Here is a 17,748-nt window from a genome sequence, read left to right as displayed (position 1 = left end):
GAGCGCCATGCAAGACGGACGTACGACCCTTTCGAAGTTCCTGATCGATACGCTCGATCGCCAGCCGTCCCCGGTTGCGGCAGCCGGCCTGTCTGCCTTGTTGATCGACGTGGCCGCTGCGATCAAGACGATTGCTTCGACGCTCACGCGCGGCGCGCTCGGCGGCAATTACGGCTGTGCGCAATCGGTCAATTCGCACGGCGAGCAGCAACAGAAGCTCGATGTGGCCACCAACGAGATCTTCGTCCAGCACTGCGAGTGGGACGGTCTGCTCGCCGCGATGGTCTCCGAGGAAATGGAGACTGTCTATGCGATCCCATCCAAATATCCGCGCGGCGAGTATCTGCTCGCGTTCGATCCGCTCGACGGCTCGTCGAACATCGACATCAACGGAATCGTCGGCTCGATCTTTTCGGTCTTGCGTTCGACAGACGGCTCGAGCGACGAGGCCGGCTTCCTGCGCCCTGGCCACGATCAGGTCGCGGCCGGCTATGCCGTCTACGGACCGTCGACGATGCTGGTCCTCTCCGTCGGCAACGGCACGCATGGCTTCACGCTCGAGCGCGACGTCGGCAATTTCGTGCTTACGCATTCGGACATCCGCATCCCCGTGGAGACGAGCGAGTTCGCCATCAATGCGTCGAACGAGCGCTTCTGGGAAGCGCCCGTCAGGCGCTATGTCCAGGAGTGCAAGGACGGCCGCACGGGCTGCCGGGGGCGCGATTTCAACATGCGCTGGATTGCGTCGATGGTCGCGGAGGTGCATCGCATCTTGATGCGAGGCGGTGTGTTCATGTACCCGCGCGACTTCAAGACGCCGTCGATGCCGGGCCGGCTGCGGCTGCTATACGAGGCCAATCCGATGAGCTTTCTGATCGAGCAGGCGGGGGGAGCGGCAACGACGGGACGCGAGCGCATTCTCGATGTCGTGCCGCGCGCACTGCACGAGCGCGTGCCCGTGATTCTCGGCTCGCGCATCGAAGTGGAGCGGATTGCGCGCTATCACGGCGAATTCGATCGCGGCGAGGACAAGCCGTTCACTTCGCCGCTGTTTCATCCGCGTTCGTTGTTCTTGCCCGAGACCCCTGCCTGAGCGCGCCTCACCGAGCGGCGCCGATTCCAACGACTACACCGGAGACTGAACGCATGTCCGTCAAGCATCCGATCATTGCCGTGACCGGCTCGAGCGGCGCCGGCACGACGACCGTCATGAAGAGCTTTACGCATATCTTTCGGCGCGAGGGCATCGACGCGCAGATCGTCGAAGGCGATGCGTTCCACCGCTACGATCGTGCGGGGATGCGTGCGGCGATGCAAGAGCACGAGCGCGACGGCAAGCGCGACTTCAGCCACTTCGGGCCGGAGGCCAATTTGCTTCGGGAGTTGGAGGAGTTGTTCGCGAGCTACGGGCGTGAAGGCTGTGGGCGTTACCGGCACTACGTCCATGACGAAGCAGAGGCCGCGCAATTCGGCCAGGAAGCCGGCACCTTCACCCCCTGGCAGGAGATCGCCGCCGGCACGGACTTGCTCTTCTACGAGGGGTTGCACGGGGCTGCCGTGGTCGCGGATGTCGAGATCGACGTTGCACGGCATGCGGACCTGCTCGTCGGCGTGGTGCCGATCATCAATCTCGAATGGATCCAGAAGCTGCATCGCGACCAGACCCTGCGCGGCTACTCGCACGAGGCGGTGGTCGATACGATCCTGCGCCGGATGCCCGACTACGTGAATCACATCTGCCCTCAGTTCTCTCGCACGCACGTGAATTTTCAGCGCGTGCCGACGGTCGACACGTCGAACCCGTTCATCGCCCGCGAGATTCCGCAGCCCGACGAGAGCTTCGTCGTGATCCGCTTCGCGCGGCCGAGGGGCATCGACTTTCAATACCTGCTGACGATGCTGCACGACTCGTTCATGTCGAGGCCGAACGTGATCGTCGTGCCCGGCGGAAAAATGGGACTGGCGATGCAACTGATCTTCACGCCGATGATTCTTCAATTGATGGATCGGCGCGCACGCGCGTGAGCATGCGATGCGCCCCGATCCGACACCAGGAGACACGCCGATGAATGCCGCAGTGGAAAGTTTGCCGTCGTCAGATACCGCCCTCATGGCCAATGCACTACGCATGCTCGCGGTCGATGCCGTGCAGGCGGCGGGCTCGGGCCACCCCGGGATGCCGCTCGGGATGGCTGAAATTGCCGTCGCGCTTTGGGATCGGCATGTGCGGCACAACCCGCGCAATCCGAGGTGGGTCGATCGAGATCGCTTCGTGCTCTCGAACGGCCATGGCTCGATGCTGCTCTACGCCGTGCTGCATTTGAGCGGCTATGCGTTGCCGCTCGACGAACTCGAGCGTTTCCGGCAACTGCACAGCTTGACGCCTGGTCATCCCGAAGCCGGGGTGACGCCCGGCGTCGAAACGACGACGGGGCCGCTCGGGCAGGGACTTGCGAATGCGGTCGGCATGGCGCTGGCCGAGGCGCTGCTCGCTCGTGAGTTCAATCGCCCGGGCCACTGCATCGTCGATCACCACACGTATGCGTTCGTCGGCGACGGGTGCCTCATGGAGGGTATTTCCCACGAAGCGTGCTCGCTTGCGGGCACGCTGCGGCTCGCCAAGCTGATCGTGCTGTACGACGACAACGGCATTTCCATCGACGGTCATGTGCAACGATGGTTCGCCGACGACACGCCGGGGCGCTTCGAGGCATACGGGTGGAACGTCGTCCGCGACGTGGACGGTCACGACGTGGACGCCGTCGATCGCGCCATTGCAAGCGCGCGCGAGGCGAGCTGGCCGACGCTGATCTGTTGCAAGACCGTGATCGGCCGCGGCGCGCCGACGAAAGCAGGCACGCACGACGTGCATGGCGCGCCTTTGGGGGCGGACGAAGTCGCGGCGATGCGCCTCGCGATGAACTGGCCGCATGCACCGTTCGTCGTGCCGCAGCCTGTCTACACGCTCTGGGACGCGAGCGTGCGCGGGGCCCGAGCCGAGGCGCAGTGGGCGCAGCGCTTCGCGGCTTATCGCGAGCGCTATCCTCGCGAGGCCGGCGAGTTCGAGCGGCGTATGTCGGGCGCGCTGCCGTCGACCTGGCCCGACGCCGCGCGCATGCTCGTGCAGACGGCGCACGAGGCAGCGCAATCGGTGGCCACGCGCAAGGCCTCGCAGATTGCGATCTGCGCCTTGGCGGCGGCGCTGCCCGAACTGCTCGGCGGCTCGGCCGACCTGACGGGCTCGAACCTGACGGACTGGCCCGCTTGCGTCGACGTGCAGGGCGGCGAGCATGGCCCGACAGGGGGCAACTATCTGCACTTCGGGGTGCGCGAGTTCGGCATGAGCGCGGTGATCAACGGGGTCGCGCTGCACGGCGGCCATCTACCGTTCGGCGGGACCTTCCTGACCTTCTCCGACTACGCGCGCAACGCTTTGCGGATGGCCGCGCTGATGAAGACGCGCGCGATCTTCGTGTTCACGCACGACTCGATAGGGCTCGGCGAAGATGGGCCGACGCATCAGTCGATCGAACACGCCGCGAGCTTGCGTCTCATCCCCGGGCTGGATGTCTGGCGGCCCTGCGATATGGTCGAAACGGCTCAGGCCTGGGTTGGCGCGGTGCAGCGCGAGGGGCCGTCGTGCTTGCTGCTCTCGCGTCAATCCGTGCCGTTCTGCGCGCGCAGCCAAGAGCAAGTCGATGCGATCGCGCGCGGGGGCTACGTATTGCGCGACTGGGCGCCGATCGACGCACCCGGCGGCCACGCGCGCGAGGGCCAAGGCGAGCGAACCGCGCGTCGCGTCGTGCTGATCGCGACGGGCTCCGAAGTCGCGCTCGCGCTGGCGGCCGTCGCGCCGTTGGCCGAAAAGGGCATCGCGGCGCGCGTGGTCTCGATGCCGGCGACGACCGTGTTCGATCTTCAGCCGCCTGCGTATCGCGACGCGGTGCTGCCGGCGGGCGTGCCGCGTGTCGCCGTCGAAGCCGGTGTGACGGCGCCCTGGCGGCAGTATGTCGGACTCGAAGGAGAGGTGGTTGGCATCGACCGGTTCGGCGAGTCGGCGCCCGCTTCAGCGGTCTATGCCTACTTCAACCTGACGCACGAGGCCGTGGTCGATGCGGCCCTTCGTGCCGCATCGCGAGCGTGATGGCTCGGCGCAATCCGGCGCCCCGGCGCCGGCATCACGCGTCGAAGGCGCCGTCATGCGATAGGCGGATGTGCAGCCGATGCATCTTGCGGTAGAGCGTGTTGCGGCTGATGCCGAGCGCCTTGGCGACGTTGCTCACATTCCACCGATGCTCGTCGAGCATCGCCAGCACCGTCTCGCGTTCGTTCAGTTGAATCGCGTTCAGCCCGGCGATGTCGGCATCCTCGGCGAGATGGGGCAGCGGCTCGCGGGCGGGCGCGGGCGGGGCCGCGTTGGGCTCGGGCGCCGCCGCGCGTTGTCCCTGTAGCAGTTCGGGCGGCAGATGCGCGCATTGGATCGGCTGCCCGTCGGACAGCGCAATCGCCATTTGCAGGATGTGACGCAACTGACGGATATTGCCCGGCCACGCGTACTCGAGCAGGGCGCGCCGCGCTTCGGCCGTCAACTCCGGCGGCTCCTCGGTCTCGCGTTCGAGCAGATGCAAAATGAGTGGCAGCTTGTCGGCACGCTCGGCGAGCGGCGGGAGATTGATCTCGATGCCTTTGAGCCGGTAGTAGAGATCCTCGCGAAACTGTCCGGTCTGCACGAGTTCGAGCAGATTTCGGTGGCTCGCGCTGATCAACTGAAAGTCCACCTTCACGGTCGTTTCCGCACCAAGCGGCGAGACCTCGTGCGATTCGATCACGCGCAGCAGCCGCGCCTGCAATGCGAGCGGCATGTCGCCGATTTCATCGAGGAACAGCGTCCCACCGTTGGCTTGAACGATCTTCCCGCGCCGCCCTTCGCGCTGCGCGCCCGTGAATGCGCCTGCGCGATAGCCGAACAGCTCGCTCTCGATCAGGTTCTCGGGCAGCGACGCGCAGTTGACGGGCACGAACGGCCCGTTCGCGAGCGGACTGATGCTGTGTAGCGCTTGCGCGAAGACGTCCTTGCCGGTGCCGGTTTGCCCGCGCACGATGATCGGAATCTTGCGCTGGATGACGCGCGCGGCGAGTTGGATCTGCGAGGCCATGCGCGGATCGCCGAACTCGAGATGGGCGATCTTGTCGAGCCGGCCCGCGGGGACGGGCGTTTCGCGTGCGGGACGGCGCGTGGCCGGTGCCGCCGGCGTTTGCGGCGCAATGATTCGGGCCGTGCGCGCGGCGCTGGTTTTCTGCGGTGTCTGCGCGATGAGGAAGAAGCGGTTCGTGCCGTTCGCGCTGTAGACCGTGATCGGATGGAACGAGCCGCGAATGCTGCGCGCGATCATATCCTCGATCGAGGCGTTGAACGCCTCGTTGATCGCCTTGCCGCGCAACTCGTCGAGCGAGCGGTGGCCGAGTTGGAACAGCGCGCTGCGGTTGGCCGCGAGAACGACGCCGTCGTCGTTGACGGCGAGTGTCCCGCCGTGCAGCGTGCCGACGAATTCGGGCCGGCTGTGGAACTGGATGATGTTCACGTCGCGAAACCGGGCGCTCATGAGCCGGTTCTCGATCATCTGACGAGACATGCCCACGAGGACGAGCGAGTGTTGCTGCAGCAGTTTCGAGCGGCTCGTGACGTCCAGCGCGCCGGCAATCTCGCCGCGCTCGTCGAAGATCGGCGCGGCAGTGCAGGTGAGCGACGTATAGCGCGGGAAGAAATGTTCGTGCTGGCGCACGGCGATGCAATCGCGCTCGGCGATGCAGGTGCCCATGCCGTTCGTGCCCGCTTCGCGTTCGCTCCATAGCGCGCCGACGCGCAGCCCGTCGGCGCCGATGGCCTGTGCGAACGGGACCGAGGAGACTTGATGCACGATCAGCCCATCGGCATCGACCAGCACCACGGCCAGTTCCGGGTCGGCCAGTTGTTGATAGAGCGTGGTCATCTCGAGCTTCGCGCACGCGATCAAATCGCCCACGGCCTCCCGGCGCGTAGTCAATTCGTAATCGGTCAGCACGGGAGGCATGACGAACCGCCCAGGATCGAGCCGGAACTCGTTGACGCAGCGCGTCCACGACTGTGCCACGGACTCGCTCATCGAATGCGAATGGTGATTGACGACATCTAGCACTTCGCGCACGTGCGAGCTGCTGTCGGCGACCAATGACATGGGGTTGTCTCCAAGGCGTGCGACTCGCGCAACCGGGCTGCGGTTGCCGCGTTTCGCCGCTCTGTACTTAGCGTTTGTCCCCTTGCACCACGGTTTCTCTTGCCCGCGTGTGCGGCGGCTCGAATCAAGGCTGCATTGTTACCGCTAACGATGTGCCGCACCAACTGCGAAAACTTTACCCTCGATGACGCTGCTGTTCAATAAGAAGTCGCATTAGGTAGAGCGCGTACGCGTGATTTCGGCTTGCCTGACGCCGGGCAGGCGAAGCGAGGCTGGGCGCGGGGCAACGAATTTCAGGTTCATGCAAGGCGCGGGTGATTAGGCGGGCGTACGCGGCGCGCCCGCGTGCCGCCCCCGCACGAGGGCGTCTAGCTCGCTGCTCGATGCGCTCGCGCACGACGCGACACGCTTGCCGTGGCGTGCGCCGCGGCAAGCCAAAGGGCGGCAAGCCCCGTTATTTGGCCGCGGTCGTGGCCTGCATGCCGATGCCGCAGGCCCGGTACGCCTTTGCCTGAAGCGTTTGGAACGCTTTGCCGCGCGCACGCGCATGATCGGTCCTGAACTCCGCGCCGCCTTCGCCGCCGAGCGACGCGTAGCGGGCAAACGTCGATTCGTCCACGAACTGGTCGTAGGTCAGCGCGGCGGCCATCTTGTCCACCACGCACGAGCACTTGTAGACGTTCGCGAACTCGTGGCCGTTCTCGTCCATGCAGCTCAACACATATTCCACGCGGCCTTGCGTGGGATAGTCGTTTGCCGGCCGGGCATTGGCGCTGGCGCTCGTTACCTCGTCGCCTGCCGCCCAGGCCGGGGCGGAAACGGCCGCCGACAGGGCGGCGAAGCAACCGAGCGCCGTCATGGCGCAACGCATCAATCTCATCACGATCTCCTCGCTCACAGCACCGCTCCTTGCCGACCATCAGCTTCTCATGCGACTGGCGAGCGCTCATCGCGTCGGCCGGCGCCGCCGCGCGACTCAACCTCGTGCGCCGAGCGCCGAGCGCGCTCGACCGCCGATGCGCGATGGCTCCATCTAACAGTTTCCGTGCCAGTCGGCCGGCCCGACCGAGCCACCCCGCGCTGGACGTCACGATGGGCGCAGGGATCGCCGAGGGTATCCGTACCGCGAGACCCGCGCCGGTGACGGCTTCAGCCTCGATGCGCGCGAGCGCGCTCTGCGCACGTTCGGGGTTGCCGCGGCGCGCTTGGCGTCGACATCGTCGGGCCACAGGGGTCACCGGCCGGTGCACTCGATCCGGCAGAGTGACACAGTGCGCCATCGCACGGGCGCGCTTGCGCAGAATGTGCGCCCTCAGCCTAGCCCGGCCGCGGCGGCGCGCGCCTCGTCGAACGCTTGCGCGTACCCGAGGTAGAGAGGGCTGCCGCCGGTGCGCATCCGGACGAACAAGCGATGCTCCACCTGATATTTGACGTTGCCGATCGCGAGGGCGCCGATACCGATTGGCCCGGCGTCTCCGTTGGAACCGATCGGCTTGCCGTCGTTCATGACGTTCACGCCTGCAATGCCTTCCGGCGCCACCGCGCTGACATCGGCGGCGATCAAGAGATGTCGTGCGTGGGCGAGATCGTCGGCGCTGGCTACCTGTATGCCGGCGGTGGAGGCCGATAGCAGGATTTCGGTGTCGGCGAGCGCGTTGCGCAATTCCGTGACGGAGGCCGTGCTCGCCGCGGCCGTGACGATCGCCAGGCGCGCATTGATTTCGTCGCTGACCTGTCTCGCGCGCGCGAGCGAATGATGGCTGGCAATGGTGACGTCGGCGCCCAGCGAGGCTGCCATGGCCGCGGCGGTTCGCCCGACCGCGCCGGTTCCGCCGAGGATCAGCACGCGTTTGCCGCCGAGCTCCATCGCGTGGGTGCGGTTCAAGTGACATTCCGCGAGCGCAACCAGCGCGGCGGCGGTCGTATAGGATCCGCTCGGATCGGCGAAGACGGAGACCTCGAACGGCGGCACCATGGCCGTGCGCGCGATCTCGAGCATGTCGGCCGCGAGCATCGCGTCGCGCCCGCCGATGAAGATGCCCGTGCGCGAGACTCCCTTGGGACCGCGAGAGAAGATCGCGTTCTGCGTGAGGCTCATGACCATCGTCGCTTCGACATTGCAGTAAGGGACGATGATCTGATAGCCCGCATCGGCAGCCATATTGACGTCGAAGGGGCTTATCTGCGGCGCAGTCGTCAGCATGTGCAGGATATAGGGCCTTTCGGTGGCTTCTAGCATGACGGCTGACTCGTGTCGTTGAGCTTGGCGTGCAAGCCGAAGCTAAGCAGGTCCTATACCAGGCGCGTGCGGGATCGCGGGGGAGAGCTGCGCGCGAGACGAGGCTTCAGGGGTTCGACGGCTCGCGCTTGCACCGAGGCGCGGGCTTGCGCTGCGCCCCCGCTGTCGCACCGTGCGCAAACCACCCTGGCGTGCCATCGCGCAATTGACACAATATGTCTCGCGCTGGGCGCGCCCGGCCGCGACCGGCATTGCTGCGCCGCGGCGGGAAAACGCCTTGCGCGAGTCTTTGCTTCGTTTCTCGCACCGACATTGCGCCGCTCACGCGCATGCCAAAAGGCCAGGTCCGTTCAAGCCCGTTTCGACGAGGTTTGCGGCACCGCACACCGGCATGGAATGTGCGTTGTGGCTGCTCACGCCAATCAAGCCTACCCCCGAAGAGGACGACAGCGTAATTCGTTACCCGCATTCGAGAGAGCGCGCCCGATGCGATCAGGTAGCGTGGGTCATTCGTTCGTGAGTTAGACAGCAAGACAAATTCTGGAGGAGCAATGAACTTACGCACCATGGTTCTGGGGCTCGCGATGCTTGCATCAGGGGCCTTCACGACACTCGCGGCACACGCGGATCCCGATCTGGACCGGTTGATGAAGAACCCCGCGAACTGGGCATCGCAGGCAGGCGATTACGCCAATCACCGCTACAGCCCCCTGAAGCAAATCAACACGTCGAACGTCAAGAACATGCAAGTGGCTTGGACGATGTCCACGGGCGTGTTGCGCGGTCACGAAGGCTCGCCGCTCGTCGTGGGCGACACGATGTACATCCACTCCCCGTACCCGAACAAGGTCATCGCGGTGAGCTTGAAGGATCAGACCTTCAAGTGGATGTATCAGCCGCAGCAGGACGATCAGACAGTGTCCGTGATGTGCTGCGATACGGTTAACCGCGGGGTCGCGTATGGCGACGGAAAGATCTTCTTGCAGCAAGCCGATACGACGCTCGTCGCGCTCAACGCGAATACGGGCGATGTCGTATGGACCGCGAAGAACGGCGATGCGAAGAAGGGCGAGACGAATACGAACGCGCCGCACGTATTCGGCGATAAAGTGCTGACCGGCATTTCGGGCGGCGAGTTCGGCGTGCGCGGCCGTATCATCGCGTACGACATCAAGACCGGCAAGCCTGCATGGACGGCCTACAGCACCGGGCCTGACAACGAGATCCTGTTGGATCCCGACAAGACGATGACTTGGACCGACGGCAAGATGATGCCGGTTGGCCAAGATTCGTCGGTGAAGACCTGGAAGGGTGATCAGTGGAAGCTTGGCGGCGGCACCACGTGGGGCTGGTATGCGTGGGACCCGAAGCTCAATCTCGTCTACTACGGATCGGGCAACCCCGGAACGTGGAACCCGACGCAGCGGCCCGGCGACAACAAATGGTCGATGACGATCTTCGCGCGCGACCTGAACACGGGCATGGCGAAATGGGTCTATCAGATGACGCCTCACGATGAGTGGGACTACGACGGCGTCAACGAGATGATCTTGGCCGATCTGACGATCAAAGGGCAGCAGGTGCCCGCGATCGTTCACTTCGACCGCAACGGCTTCGCCTATACGCTCAATCGCGCGACGGGCGAGCTCCTCGTCGCGCAGAAGTACGACCCGGCGGTCAATTGGGCCGATCACATCGACATGACGACCGGCAAGCCCGTTCGAAACGTGGCGTATTCGACCCAGGCTGCGGGCGCGGATCACAACGTGAAGAACATTTGCCCGTCCGCGCTCGGCTCGAAGGATGAGCAGCCGGCTTCGTTCGATCCGAACTCGAAGCTCTTCTTCGTGCCGACGAACCATGTCTGCATGGACTACGAGCCGTTCGAGGTGGACTACACCGCCGGCCAGCCGTACGTCGGCGCCACGCTTTCGATGTACCCGGGCCCGAAGGACCCCGGCGTGGGCGGCGCGAACCAGGGCAAGACCGTCGAGAACGCGATGGGCAATTTCATCGCATGGGATGCGGCCAAGGGCAAGATCGTCTGGTCCAAGCCCGAGAAGTTCTCCGTGTGGTCGGGCGCGTTGACGACAGCGGGCGACATCGCCTTCTACGGCACGCTCGAAGGTTATTTGAAAGCGGTCGACCTGAAGACGGGCAAAGAGCTTTGGAAGTTCAAGACGCCCTCGGGCATCATCGGCAACGTCTTCACCTACGAGTATGACGGCAAGCAGTACGTGGGCGTGTACTCGGGCATCGGCGGTTGGGCCGGTATCGGTCTCGCGGCCGGGTTGAAGAAGTCCAACGAAGGCCTGGGCGCCGTCGGCGGCTATCGCGAACTGGCGAAGTACACGGCGCTGGGCGGCACGTTGTTCGTGTTCGCGTTGCCCGGGAAGAGCTGACGGCATGAACGAGCGCTGCGCGCGGGACCGGCGGCGGTGCGTCGGCCGGCCGCAACGTTCGAACGAATAACGAGTTGTATCCGCCCGCGGCGCGCCCGCTCATACGGGTGAGCGCCGCGGGCCATGACGACACATCGAAGGAGACGTTTGTATGAGAGGCCGTTCAATCCTGTTGCTGACGACAATCGGCGCCATCGTCGCTTTGCCCGTTGTCTTTGCTCAGAATCAGCCGGCGCTGGCGCAGCAGGTGACGTACAAGGTCGTCGACGGCAACAAGGTCGACAAGCATACGTTCGAGGGCTGGCATACCTGGCGCGCGCTCGATTGCGAGCGCTGCCACGGGGCGCAGCAGCAGGGGCTCGTCGGCCCTTCGTTGGTCGACGCGTTGAAAGTCATCGACGAAAACGAGTTCAAGCGCACCATCTTCGGCGGCCGTCTCGCCAAGGGGATGCCCGACTTCAGTTCGAGTCCCAGAATGCAAAAGCACTGGGAGGATCTCTATACGTATCTGAAGGGCCGGTCCGACGGGAAGATCCAGCCTGGCGACCTGACCTTGATGGATAGCGAGTGATGCAAGCGCCGCGACTGATCCGGAGGTTTCCGATGCTAGCGAGCAAACGAATGTCCGCGCATGTCGCGCTATCGGCCGCCGCGCTTTGCTGCGCGGCGCTCGCGAGCGCCGCCGTGCGCGCGGACGGGCCGGCGCTGCCGAACAACGACGGCGCCGACGGCGTGCTTCGCGTATGCGCCGATCCGAACAACATGCCGCTTTCGAACGACAAGGGCGAAGGCTACGAAAACAAGATCGCGAGCGCGATGGCGCACGATCTCGGCTACAAGATCGAGTTCACTTATTTCCCGCAGCGCATCGGGTTCGTTCGCCACACGCTGCGCGAGAAAATATCCGATGGCGGGCGCTACAAGTGCGACCTCGTCGTCGGGGTGCCCAAGGGCTACGATCTGACCTCCACCACGCATCCGTATCTGCGCTCCACCTATGCGATGGTGGTGCCGAACAAGCCTGACTTCGCGACCGTGAAGACGCCAGACGATCTGCTCAAGCTGCCGCCCGACGTGCTTCATCGCCTGCGCTTCGGGATCTTCACGCAAACACCGGCCGTCGACTGGTTGCTGACCAACGGTCTCATCGACCAAGCGCACTCGTATCAGATTCAATCGGGCGACACCCACGTCTATCCCGGGGAGATCGTCGAGCGCGACCTTGCCGCGGGCACGATCGACGTCGCTTTTCTCTGGGGGCCGATTGCCGGGTACTTTGCGAAGCGGGCCGGTGACAGCGTGCGGATCGTGCCGTTTCCGCCGCAAAACGATATCCGATTCGACTATCAAATCTCGATGGGCGTGCGCTACGGCGAGAAGCAATGGCACGACAAGATCGATCAGTGGATCGGCAGCCATCAGGACCAAATCGACGCCATTTTGACGAGCTATGACGTACCGTTGCTCCGGCCGGTCGAATCGGCCGACAGCCACGCATCGGGCGGTTCGCAATGATGGCGCGGGGCGGCGCCGCGCCGCGCCGGTTGCGGCTTGCCGCGCTTGCCGGCGTGTGCTTGTTCGCACTCGGCACGGCCCATGCGGCTGATGCCGCGGCCTCCGCTGGGGGCGCGGCGAAGCCGTCGCCGGATATCACGCCTGCCGAGCAACTGGTTTTCACGACCGACCACATGCGCGGCGTCGCACCGCAAACGGAGCTCGACTATGCGATCGCCGCCACGGGCAGCGAAGCGCAGGGCAGTGCACGAGGGGCACCCGCCGGCGGTGCGAACGGTGCGGAGGCCGTCCGCGTGCTCGTCAATAGCGAGGGCAATACGAAGGGCGATGCGCAGGTGTCCGACCATAGCGGCGCCGTCACGCTGCCGACCGAAGGGCTGCCTTGCAACCCCGTCATCCTCTACTTTCTCGAGCGGGACATCAGCGAAATGTCGGCCCTCACCGGCGGGCAGCGGCGCTATTTCCAAAAGCGCCTGCGCTTGGCGCTGGCCGAGGGGCCGAAGATCACGGCGGCGATGAGCCGCATCGGCGGCAAATCGGTCGCCGTCCGGCGCATCGTCGTGCAGCCCTACCTTCATGATCCGAATGCGCAACGATTCGCGCGTTATACGGGCAAGCGCTATACCTTCGAGATCGCGGACACGCTGCCGGGACAGGTCGCGCAAATCCTCACGGAGGTTCCGGGGCCGGACGGCGATTTCGGGCATCCGCTCAGGACCGAGACGCTGACGTTCCAGGCTGCCGTGCGCAAGCTGGGCGGCTCCGCATCGACCCCTGCCGCCACGCCCGCGGCGCCGCGCGCAAGCCGCTGAACGCGCGTCGCTCGCACGAGGCCAGGCCTCGCCCGATCCCGCTGCGCAACGAAGAGTCGCATGGCCGTCAACTTCATTCGCTCGCTGACCTTGCGTCAGTTGCAAATCTTCATCGTCGCGAGCCGCCATGCGAGCTTCGCGCGCGCGGCGGAAGAACTGCATCTGACGCAGCCCGCGATATCGATGCAGATTCGCCAGCTCGAGGATGCCATCGGACTCGCGCTGTTCGAGCGCGTCGCGCGCCGGCTGATGCTGACGGAGGCAGGCGAGCGCTTGACGCACCACGCCAGCCGCATCCTGGGCGAAATCAAGGACGCCGAGGACGCGATGATGTCGTTGCAGCTGGCGGACAGCGGCTCGATCTCGGTCGGTATCGTCAGTTCGGCGACGCATTTCGCCCCGAAACTGCTCGCGCTCTATTCGCGCCAGTATCCAAAAGTCGACATCCATTTCTCGGTGGGCAATCGCGAATCGCTGCTGCGCCTGCTGCAGGACAACGCCATCGATCTGGCGTTGATGGGGCGCCCGCCCGCCGAGTTGGATGCGCTCGTGGAGCCGCTCGCCAGCCATCCGCAGGTGGTGATCGCACCCAGCGATCATCCGCTCGCAAGCGCGCGCCGTTTCGATCTGCAAGAGCTGCGCCGCGATACGTTCTTGCTGCGCGAGCCGGGGTCGGGCACGCGCATGGCGGCCGAGGAGATGTTCCGGCAGCATCTGTTCGTTCCGAAGAAGATCGTCACGCTGGGCAGCAACGAGACGATCAAGCAGGCCGTCATCGCGGGCATGGGCGTGAGCCTGATCTCGCTGCATACCCTTCAACTGGAATTGCGCACCGCCGAACTCGCGTTGCTCGACGTGAACGGCACGCCGATCGAACGCACCTGGCAGATCGTTCATATGCGTTCGAAGCAGCTATCGCCAACCTGCAAAGTGTTTCGCCGCTTCCTACTCGACGAGGCCGCACCGTATCTGCTGCGCGAATATACGCCCTTGCTCGAGCGTGACCCGCTTCCGATTAGGAACGCTTAATCGAGAGCAAAGAAAAAGTGAATGTTCAACGGATATCGCGCCGCTTAACCTTGTGACTCACATCGGGTTAGGGAGGCATATCGGCGATGAAAGCGCGCCTTATCACCTTCGATCTGGACGGCACCTTGTTCGACACGGCGCCCGAGATAGCACTCGCGGTCAATCGCACGCTCCAAGCATACGGGTACGCGCCGATCGAGCTAGGCGCGGTGACCGGGTTCATCGGCAACGGCATGCAAGCGCTCATGCGTGAGGTGCTCGCCAGCGTCGTGGTCGATCGTGTCGTCGCGCTCGATGCCGTGATGCCCGTGTTCGTCGAGCATTACGACGCCACCGCCGGTTCGAGCGCCCAGCCTTATCCAGGCGTGCCGAGCGCGCTCGAGACGTTGAGGGCCGCGGATATTCGCCTCGCCGTAGTCACGAACAAGGAGCGAAAGTTCGCACTGCGGCTGCTCGAAAACGCCGGGTTGGATACCTATTTCGACGTCGTACTGGGCGGCGATAGCCTGCCTTACAAGAAGCCGCATCCGTTGCCCATTCGCTATTGCATCGACCGCCTGAACGTGCCCGCGCAAGCGGTCGCGCACTTGGGCGATTCGCGCACCGACGTCGAGTCGGCGCATCGTGCGGGCGTTGCCGCGTGGGCGGTGCCGTACGGCTACAACTACGGCGAACCGATCGAGGATGCGCATCCGGACAGGGTGTTCGCCTCGATTGCAGAGATGGCCGAACACGTCGTCTCACTGCATTGAGCCATTCGACAGGAGACTTGCATGGCACTCATTTCACTGCGCCAACTGCTCGACCATGCGGCAGAGCACGACTACGGCGTGCCTGCGTTCAACGTCAATAACCTAGAGCAGATCCAGGCGATCATGGAAGCGGCAGAGGACACGCAAAGCCCCGTCATTCTGCAAGCGTCGGCGGGCGCTCGCAAATACGCGGGCGAACCGTATCTGCGCCACATGGTGCTGGCCGCGATCGAAGCGCATCCCGACCTTCCGGTCGTGCTGCATCAGGATCACGGCGCAAGCCCGGCCGTCTCTCAGATCGCGATCCGCTCGGGTTTTTCCAGCGTGATGATGGACGGCTCGCTCGAAGACGACATGAAAACGCCCGCGAGCTACGACTACAACGTGCGCGTCACTCGCACCGTGAGTGAGATGGCGCATGCGGTGGGTGTATCCGTCGAGGGCGAGTTGGGGTGCCTCGGATCGCTCGAGACCGGGGAGGCGGGCGAGGAAGACGGCGTGGGCGCAGCGGGCAAGCTCTCGCGCGACATGCTGCTCACCGATCCCACTCAGGCGAAGGACTTCGTTGAACGCACGGGCGTCGATGCACTCGCCATAGCCATCGGCACCTCGCATGGCGCATATAAGTTCACGCGCAAGCCGAGCGGGGACATTCTAGCGATCGACCGTATCGCGCAGATCCACGCACAGATACCCGGCACGCACCTCGTGATGCACGGCTCGTCGTCGGTGCCGCAGGAATGGCTCGAGATCATTCGGCAATTCGGCGGCGAGATCAAGGAAACATACGGCGTGCCGGTCGAAGAGATTCAGCGCGGCATTCGCAGCGGGGTGCGCAAGGTCAACATCGACACCGACATTCGCCTCGCGATGACAGGCGCGATGCGGCAGCTCTTAGCCGAACAGCCCGAGCAATTCGATCCGCGCAAGGCATTCGCCGCGGCCAAAAAGGCTGCGCGCGGCATTTGCGTCGCGCGCTTCGACGCATTCGGCTGCAGCGGGCAGGCGTCCAAGATCAAGCCCGTTCCGCTCGAACGAATGGCGCAGTCGTACGGCGCGCTGGGGTGAAGCCATGACGCGGGCCGGCGTGAATCGATTCGCTTCATTCGCAGGCAAGCAATCGCGTGCCTCGCACGGTCCACGAGCTCGAGAATCGCACAAGCCGCACGGCGGGGACCGTGTCGGTGCGGCACGCAGAGAGGAAAGGCGCATGCAAGCATTGATATTCGATGTCGACGGGACAATGGCCGATACCGAGGCGGCCCATTGCGAAGCGTTCAACGCCGCGTTTTCGGAAGTCGGTCTGAACTGGCACTGGGATGAACGCCTCTATGCGGGCTTGCTCGACGTGGCAGGCGGCAAGGAGCGCATCGGTCATTATTGGCGCTGCGTCGAGCCCGAGGAGGCAGCCGGCGGCGCGATCGCCGAAACCATCGAGGCGATCCATGCGATCAAGACGCGCTACTACGTCGAGCGCGTGCGCGGCGGCGCGTTGCCGCTGCGGCCCGGTATCCGGCGTTTGATGGAAGAAGCGTGCGCGGCCGGCTTGGCGCTCGCGATCGCCACGACCACGACGCCGGACAATCTGGACGCGCTGCTGTGCCCGGCGCTCGGGGCCGCCTGGCGCAAACGGTTTTCAGCGGTATGCGATGCCTCGACTGCGCCGGTGAAGAAGCCCGCCCCGGACGTGTATCACGCCGCGTTGCGCGAACTCGGGTTGCCGGCAGCCGAATGCCTTGCGCTGGAAGATTCGGAGAATGGACTGCGTGCGGCGCGCGCGGCGGGTATCCCGACGTTGATTACAACCACGGCCTACACCGCGCGGCAGCGTTTCGACGGGGCACTGTGCGTGCTGCCTCACCTGGGCGACCCGGGTCGGCCGCTCCCACCCGGCATTACCGAGATGGAGCAGGGGTGGGTCGATCTAAACGCGCTGCGGCGCCTGCATGCGGATCAACGCAAGGCTCTTGCGTGATAGGCAATGTGCTCGCCGATAAAACTGGCGATGAAGTAGTAGCTGTGGTCGTAGCCCGAGCGCAGATTCAGTTCCAGCGGGTGTCCCGCTGTGTCGCAGGCTGCGCGCAGCAGCTCCGGCTTCAACTGCTTGTCCAGGAATTCGTCGCTGCCGCCTTGATCGATCAGTAGAGGCACTCGTTCGGCCGCGGCCTTGACTAGCTCCACCGCATCGTAGTCTTTCCAAGCTTGCCGATCGTCGCCGAGATAGGCGGTGAACGCCTTTTCGCCCCAAGGTACCTGGCTTGGCGCGACGATCGGCGAAAACGCCGACACGCTGCGATAGCGTGCCGGATTGCGCAGCGCGATGGTCAACGCGCCGTGTCCGCCCATCGAGTGTCCGCTGATCGCGCGCGCCTGCGTGACCGGAAACTGGGCTTCGATCAGCGCCGGCAGCTCGTCGACGACGTAGTCGTACATGCGGTAATGCTTGGCCCACGGCTGCCGCGTGGCGTTGACGTAGAAGCCGGCGCCTTTGCCTAGGTCGTAGCTCGGATCGTCGGCCACCTCGTCGCCGCGAGGGCTCGTATCCGGTGCGACGACGATGAGGCCGTGCTCCGCGGCGTAGCGTTGAGCGCCACTTTTCGTAATGAAGTTCTGCTCGGTGCAGGTGAGACCGGATAGCCAGTACAGCACCGGGCACGGCTGGCCGCGCAAGGCCGCGCTCGGCAAGTAAATGCCGAAGCGCATCTCGCACTGAAGGGTGGGGGAGACATGCTTCCACACCTCCTGGTAGCCATCATGACAAACGTGTCGCTCAACGCGTTCCAT

Annotated in this window: 15 protein-coding genes; 11 read left to right on the top strand and 4 right to left on the bottom strand. The window is 64.7% G+C overall.

Features of this window, described 5'->3' with window-relative positions:
- The first annotated feature begins 7 nt into the window (after positions 1–7).
- From QQS38_RS02390 to tkt, 3 genes are read left to right on the top strand one after another with little or no spacing between them, the layout of a single operon-like run.
- Complete coding sequence (locus QQS38_RS02390) at positions 8–1,093, top strand: class 1 fructose-bisphosphatase (RefSeq protein WP_479643758.1); 1,086 nt, start codon at positions 8–10, stop codon at positions 1,091–1,093.
- Positions 1,094–1,146: 53 nt separating this feature from the next.
- Entirely contained in the window at positions 1,147–2,025 is an 879-nt protein-coding gene (locus QQS38_RS02385) for a phosphoribulokinase (protein WP_479643757.1), read from the top strand.
- A 40-nt stretch (positions 2,026–2,065) separates the two neighbouring features.
- Complete coding sequence (tkt, locus tag QQS38_RS02380; protein ID WP_479643756.1) at positions 2,066–4,144, top strand: transketolase; 2,079 nt, start codon at positions 2,066–2,068, stop codon at positions 4,142–4,144.
- A gap of 34 nt (positions 4,145–4,178) precedes the next feature.
- Here the strand turns inward: tkt and QQS38_RS02375 are convergent, their stop codons facing one another.
- The 3 genes from QQS38_RS02375 to QQS38_RS02365 form a co-directional block, all read right to left on the bottom strand.
- Positions 4,179–6,215: a sigma-54-dependent Fis family transcriptional regulator gene (locus QQS38_RS02375; RefSeq protein WP_479643755.1), complete on the bottom strand. Its 2,037-nt coding sequence runs from the start codon at positions 6,213–6,215 to the stop codon at positions 4,179–4,181.
- 454 nt (positions 6,216–6,669) lie between these two features.
- The gene (locus QQS38_RS02370; RefSeq protein ID WP_479644084.1) at positions 6,670–7,086 is read right to left on the bottom strand and encodes a hypothetical protein; all 417 of its coding nucleotides are present in this window, start codon (positions 7,084–7,086) and stop codon (positions 6,670–6,672) included.
- A 441-nt stretch (positions 7,087–7,527) separates the two neighbouring features.
- Positions 7,528–8,454 carry an NAD(P)-dependent methylenetetrahydromethanopterin dehydrogenase gene (locus tag QQS38_RS02365; protein WP_479643754.1) on the bottom strand — a complete coding sequence of 309 codons (927 nt, stop codon included), beginning with the start codon at positions 8,452–8,454 and terminating at the stop codon, positions 7,528–7,530.
- Positions 8,455–9,020: 566 nt separating this feature from the next.
- On the opposite strand from QQS38_RS02365, the gene QQS38_RS02360 reads away from it, so the two are divergent.
- The 8 genes from QQS38_RS02360 to QQS38_RS02325 all read left to right on the top strand — a co-directional run bounded on the left by QQS38_RS02360 (position 9,021) and on the right by QQS38_RS02325 (position 16,939).
- Positions 9,021–10,856, top strand: coding sequence for a methanol/ethanol family PQQ-dependent dehydrogenase (locus tag QQS38_RS02360; protein WP_479644083.1), 1,836 nt, complete (start codon positions 9,021–9,023; stop codon positions 10,854–10,856).
- A gap of 151 nt (positions 10,857–11,007) precedes the next feature.
- Positions 11,008–11,427: a c-type cytochrome gene (locus QQS38_RS02355; protein WP_479643753.1), complete on the top strand. Its 420-nt coding sequence runs from the start codon at positions 11,008–11,010 to the stop codon at positions 11,425–11,427.
- 50 nt (positions 11,428–11,477) lie between these two features.
- Positions 11,478–12,371, top strand: a complete 894-nt coding sequence (locus tag QQS38_RS02350; RefSeq protein ID WP_479643752.1) for a substrate-binding domain-containing protein — start codon at positions 11,478–11,480, stop codon at positions 12,369–12,371.
- On the top strand, positions 12,371–13,183 hold the full coding sequence (locus tag QQS38_RS02345; RefSeq protein WP_479644082.1) for a hypothetical protein: 813 nt from the start codon (positions 12,371–12,373) through the stop codon (positions 13,181–13,183). Before QQS38_RS02350 ends, QQS38_RS02345 begins: the two co-directional genes overlap by 1 nt.
- A gap of 60 nt (positions 13,184–13,243) precedes the next feature.
- Positions 13,244–14,212 carry a LysR family transcriptional regulator gene (locus QQS38_RS02340; RefSeq protein ID WP_479643751.1) on the top strand — a complete coding sequence of 323 codons (969 nt, stop codon included), beginning with the start codon at positions 13,244–13,246 and terminating at the stop codon, positions 14,210–14,212.
- Between the two features lie 86 nt (positions 14,213–14,298).
- Complete coding sequence (gene gph, locus QQS38_RS02335; RefSeq protein ID WP_479643750.1) at positions 14,299–14,964, top strand: phosphoglycolate phosphatase; 666 nt, start codon at positions 14,299–14,301, stop codon at positions 14,962–14,964.
- A gap of 21 nt (positions 14,965–14,985) precedes the next feature.
- Positions 14,986–16,032 carry a class II fructose-bisphosphate aldolase gene (fba, locus tag QQS38_RS02330; protein ID WP_479643749.1) on the top strand — a complete coding sequence of 349 codons (1,047 nt, stop codon included), beginning with the start codon at positions 14,986–14,988 and terminating at the stop codon, positions 16,030–16,032.
- 142 nt (positions 16,033–16,174) lie between these two features.
- Positions 16,175–16,939, top strand: a complete 765-nt coding sequence (locus QQS38_RS02325; protein ID WP_479643748.1) for an HAD-IA family hydrolase — start codon at positions 16,175–16,177, stop codon at positions 16,937–16,939.
- Here the strand turns inward: QQS38_RS02325 and fghA are convergent.
- The gene (gene fghA / locus QQS38_RS02320) at positions 16,918–17,748 is read right to left on the bottom strand and encodes an S-formylglutathione hydrolase (RefSeq protein WP_479643747.1); all 831 of its coding nucleotides are present in this window, start codon (positions 17,746–17,748) and stop codon (positions 16,918–16,920) included. The genes QQS38_RS02325 and fghA overlap by 22 nt on opposite strands.

The organism is Trinickia sp. Z7, from assembly GCF_056498045.1.
Note: the sequence above shows the minus strand (reverse complement) of the source record. Positions and strands in the feature narration are given on the sequence as shown.

Bases quoted from the DNA above. Each gene is read 5' to 3' on its own strand.
- QQS38_RS02390 (WP_479643758.1), top strand. From the start codon at position 8: ATGCAAGACGGACGTACGACCCTTTCGAAGTTCCTGATCGATACGCTC.
- QQS38_RS02385 (WP_479643757.1), top strand. From the start codon at position 1,147: ATGTCCGTCAAGCATCCGATCATTGCCGTGACCGGCTCGAGCGGCGCC.
- tkt (WP_479643756.1), top strand. From the start codon at position 2,066: ATGAATGCCGCAGTGGAAAGTTTGCCGTCGTCAGATACCGCCCTCATG.
- QQS38_RS02375 (WP_479643755.1), bottom strand. From the start codon at position 6,215: ATGTCATTGGTCGCCGACAGCAGCTCGCACGTGCGCGAAGTGCTAGAT.
- QQS38_RS02370 (WP_479644084.1), bottom strand. From the start codon at position 7,086: ATGCGTTGCGCCATGACGGCGCTCGGTTGCTTCGCCGCCCTGTCGGCG.
- QQS38_RS02365 (WP_479643754.1), bottom strand. From the start codon at position 8,454: ATGCTAGAAGCCACCGAAAGGCCCTATATCCTGCACATGCTGACGACT.
- QQS38_RS02360 (WP_479644083.1), top strand. From the start codon at position 9,021: ATGGTTCTGGGGCTCGCGATGCTTGCATCAGGGGCCTTCACGACACTC.
- QQS38_RS02355 (WP_479643753.1), top strand. From the start codon at position 11,008: ATGAGAGGCCGTTCAATCCTGTTGCTGACGACAATCGGCGCCATCGTC.
- QQS38_RS02350 (WP_479643752.1), top strand. From the start codon at position 11,478: ATGTCCGCGCATGTCGCGCTATCGGCCGCCGCGCTTTGCTGCGCGGCG.
- QQS38_RS02345 (WP_479644082.1), top strand. From the start codon at position 12,371: ATGGCGCGGGGCGGCGCCGCGCCGCGCCGGTTGCGGCTTGCCGCGCTT.
- QQS38_RS02340 (WP_479643751.1), top strand. From the start codon at position 13,244: ATGGCCGTCAACTTCATTCGCTCGCTGACCTTGCGTCAGTTGCAAATC.
- gph (WP_479643750.1), top strand. From the start codon at position 14,299: ATGAAAGCGCGCCTTATCACCTTCGATCTGGACGGCACCTTGTTCGAC.
- fba (WP_479643749.1), top strand. From the start codon at position 14,986: ATGGCACTCATTTCACTGCGCCAACTGCTCGACCATGCGGCAGAGCAC.
- QQS38_RS02325 (WP_479643748.1), top strand. From the start codon at position 16,175: ATGCAAGCATTGATATTCGATGTCGACGGGACAATGGCCGATACCGAG.
- fghA (WP_479643747.1), bottom strand. From the start codon at position 17,748: ATGGAACGCGTTGAGCGACACGTTTGTCATGATGGCTACCAGGAGGTG.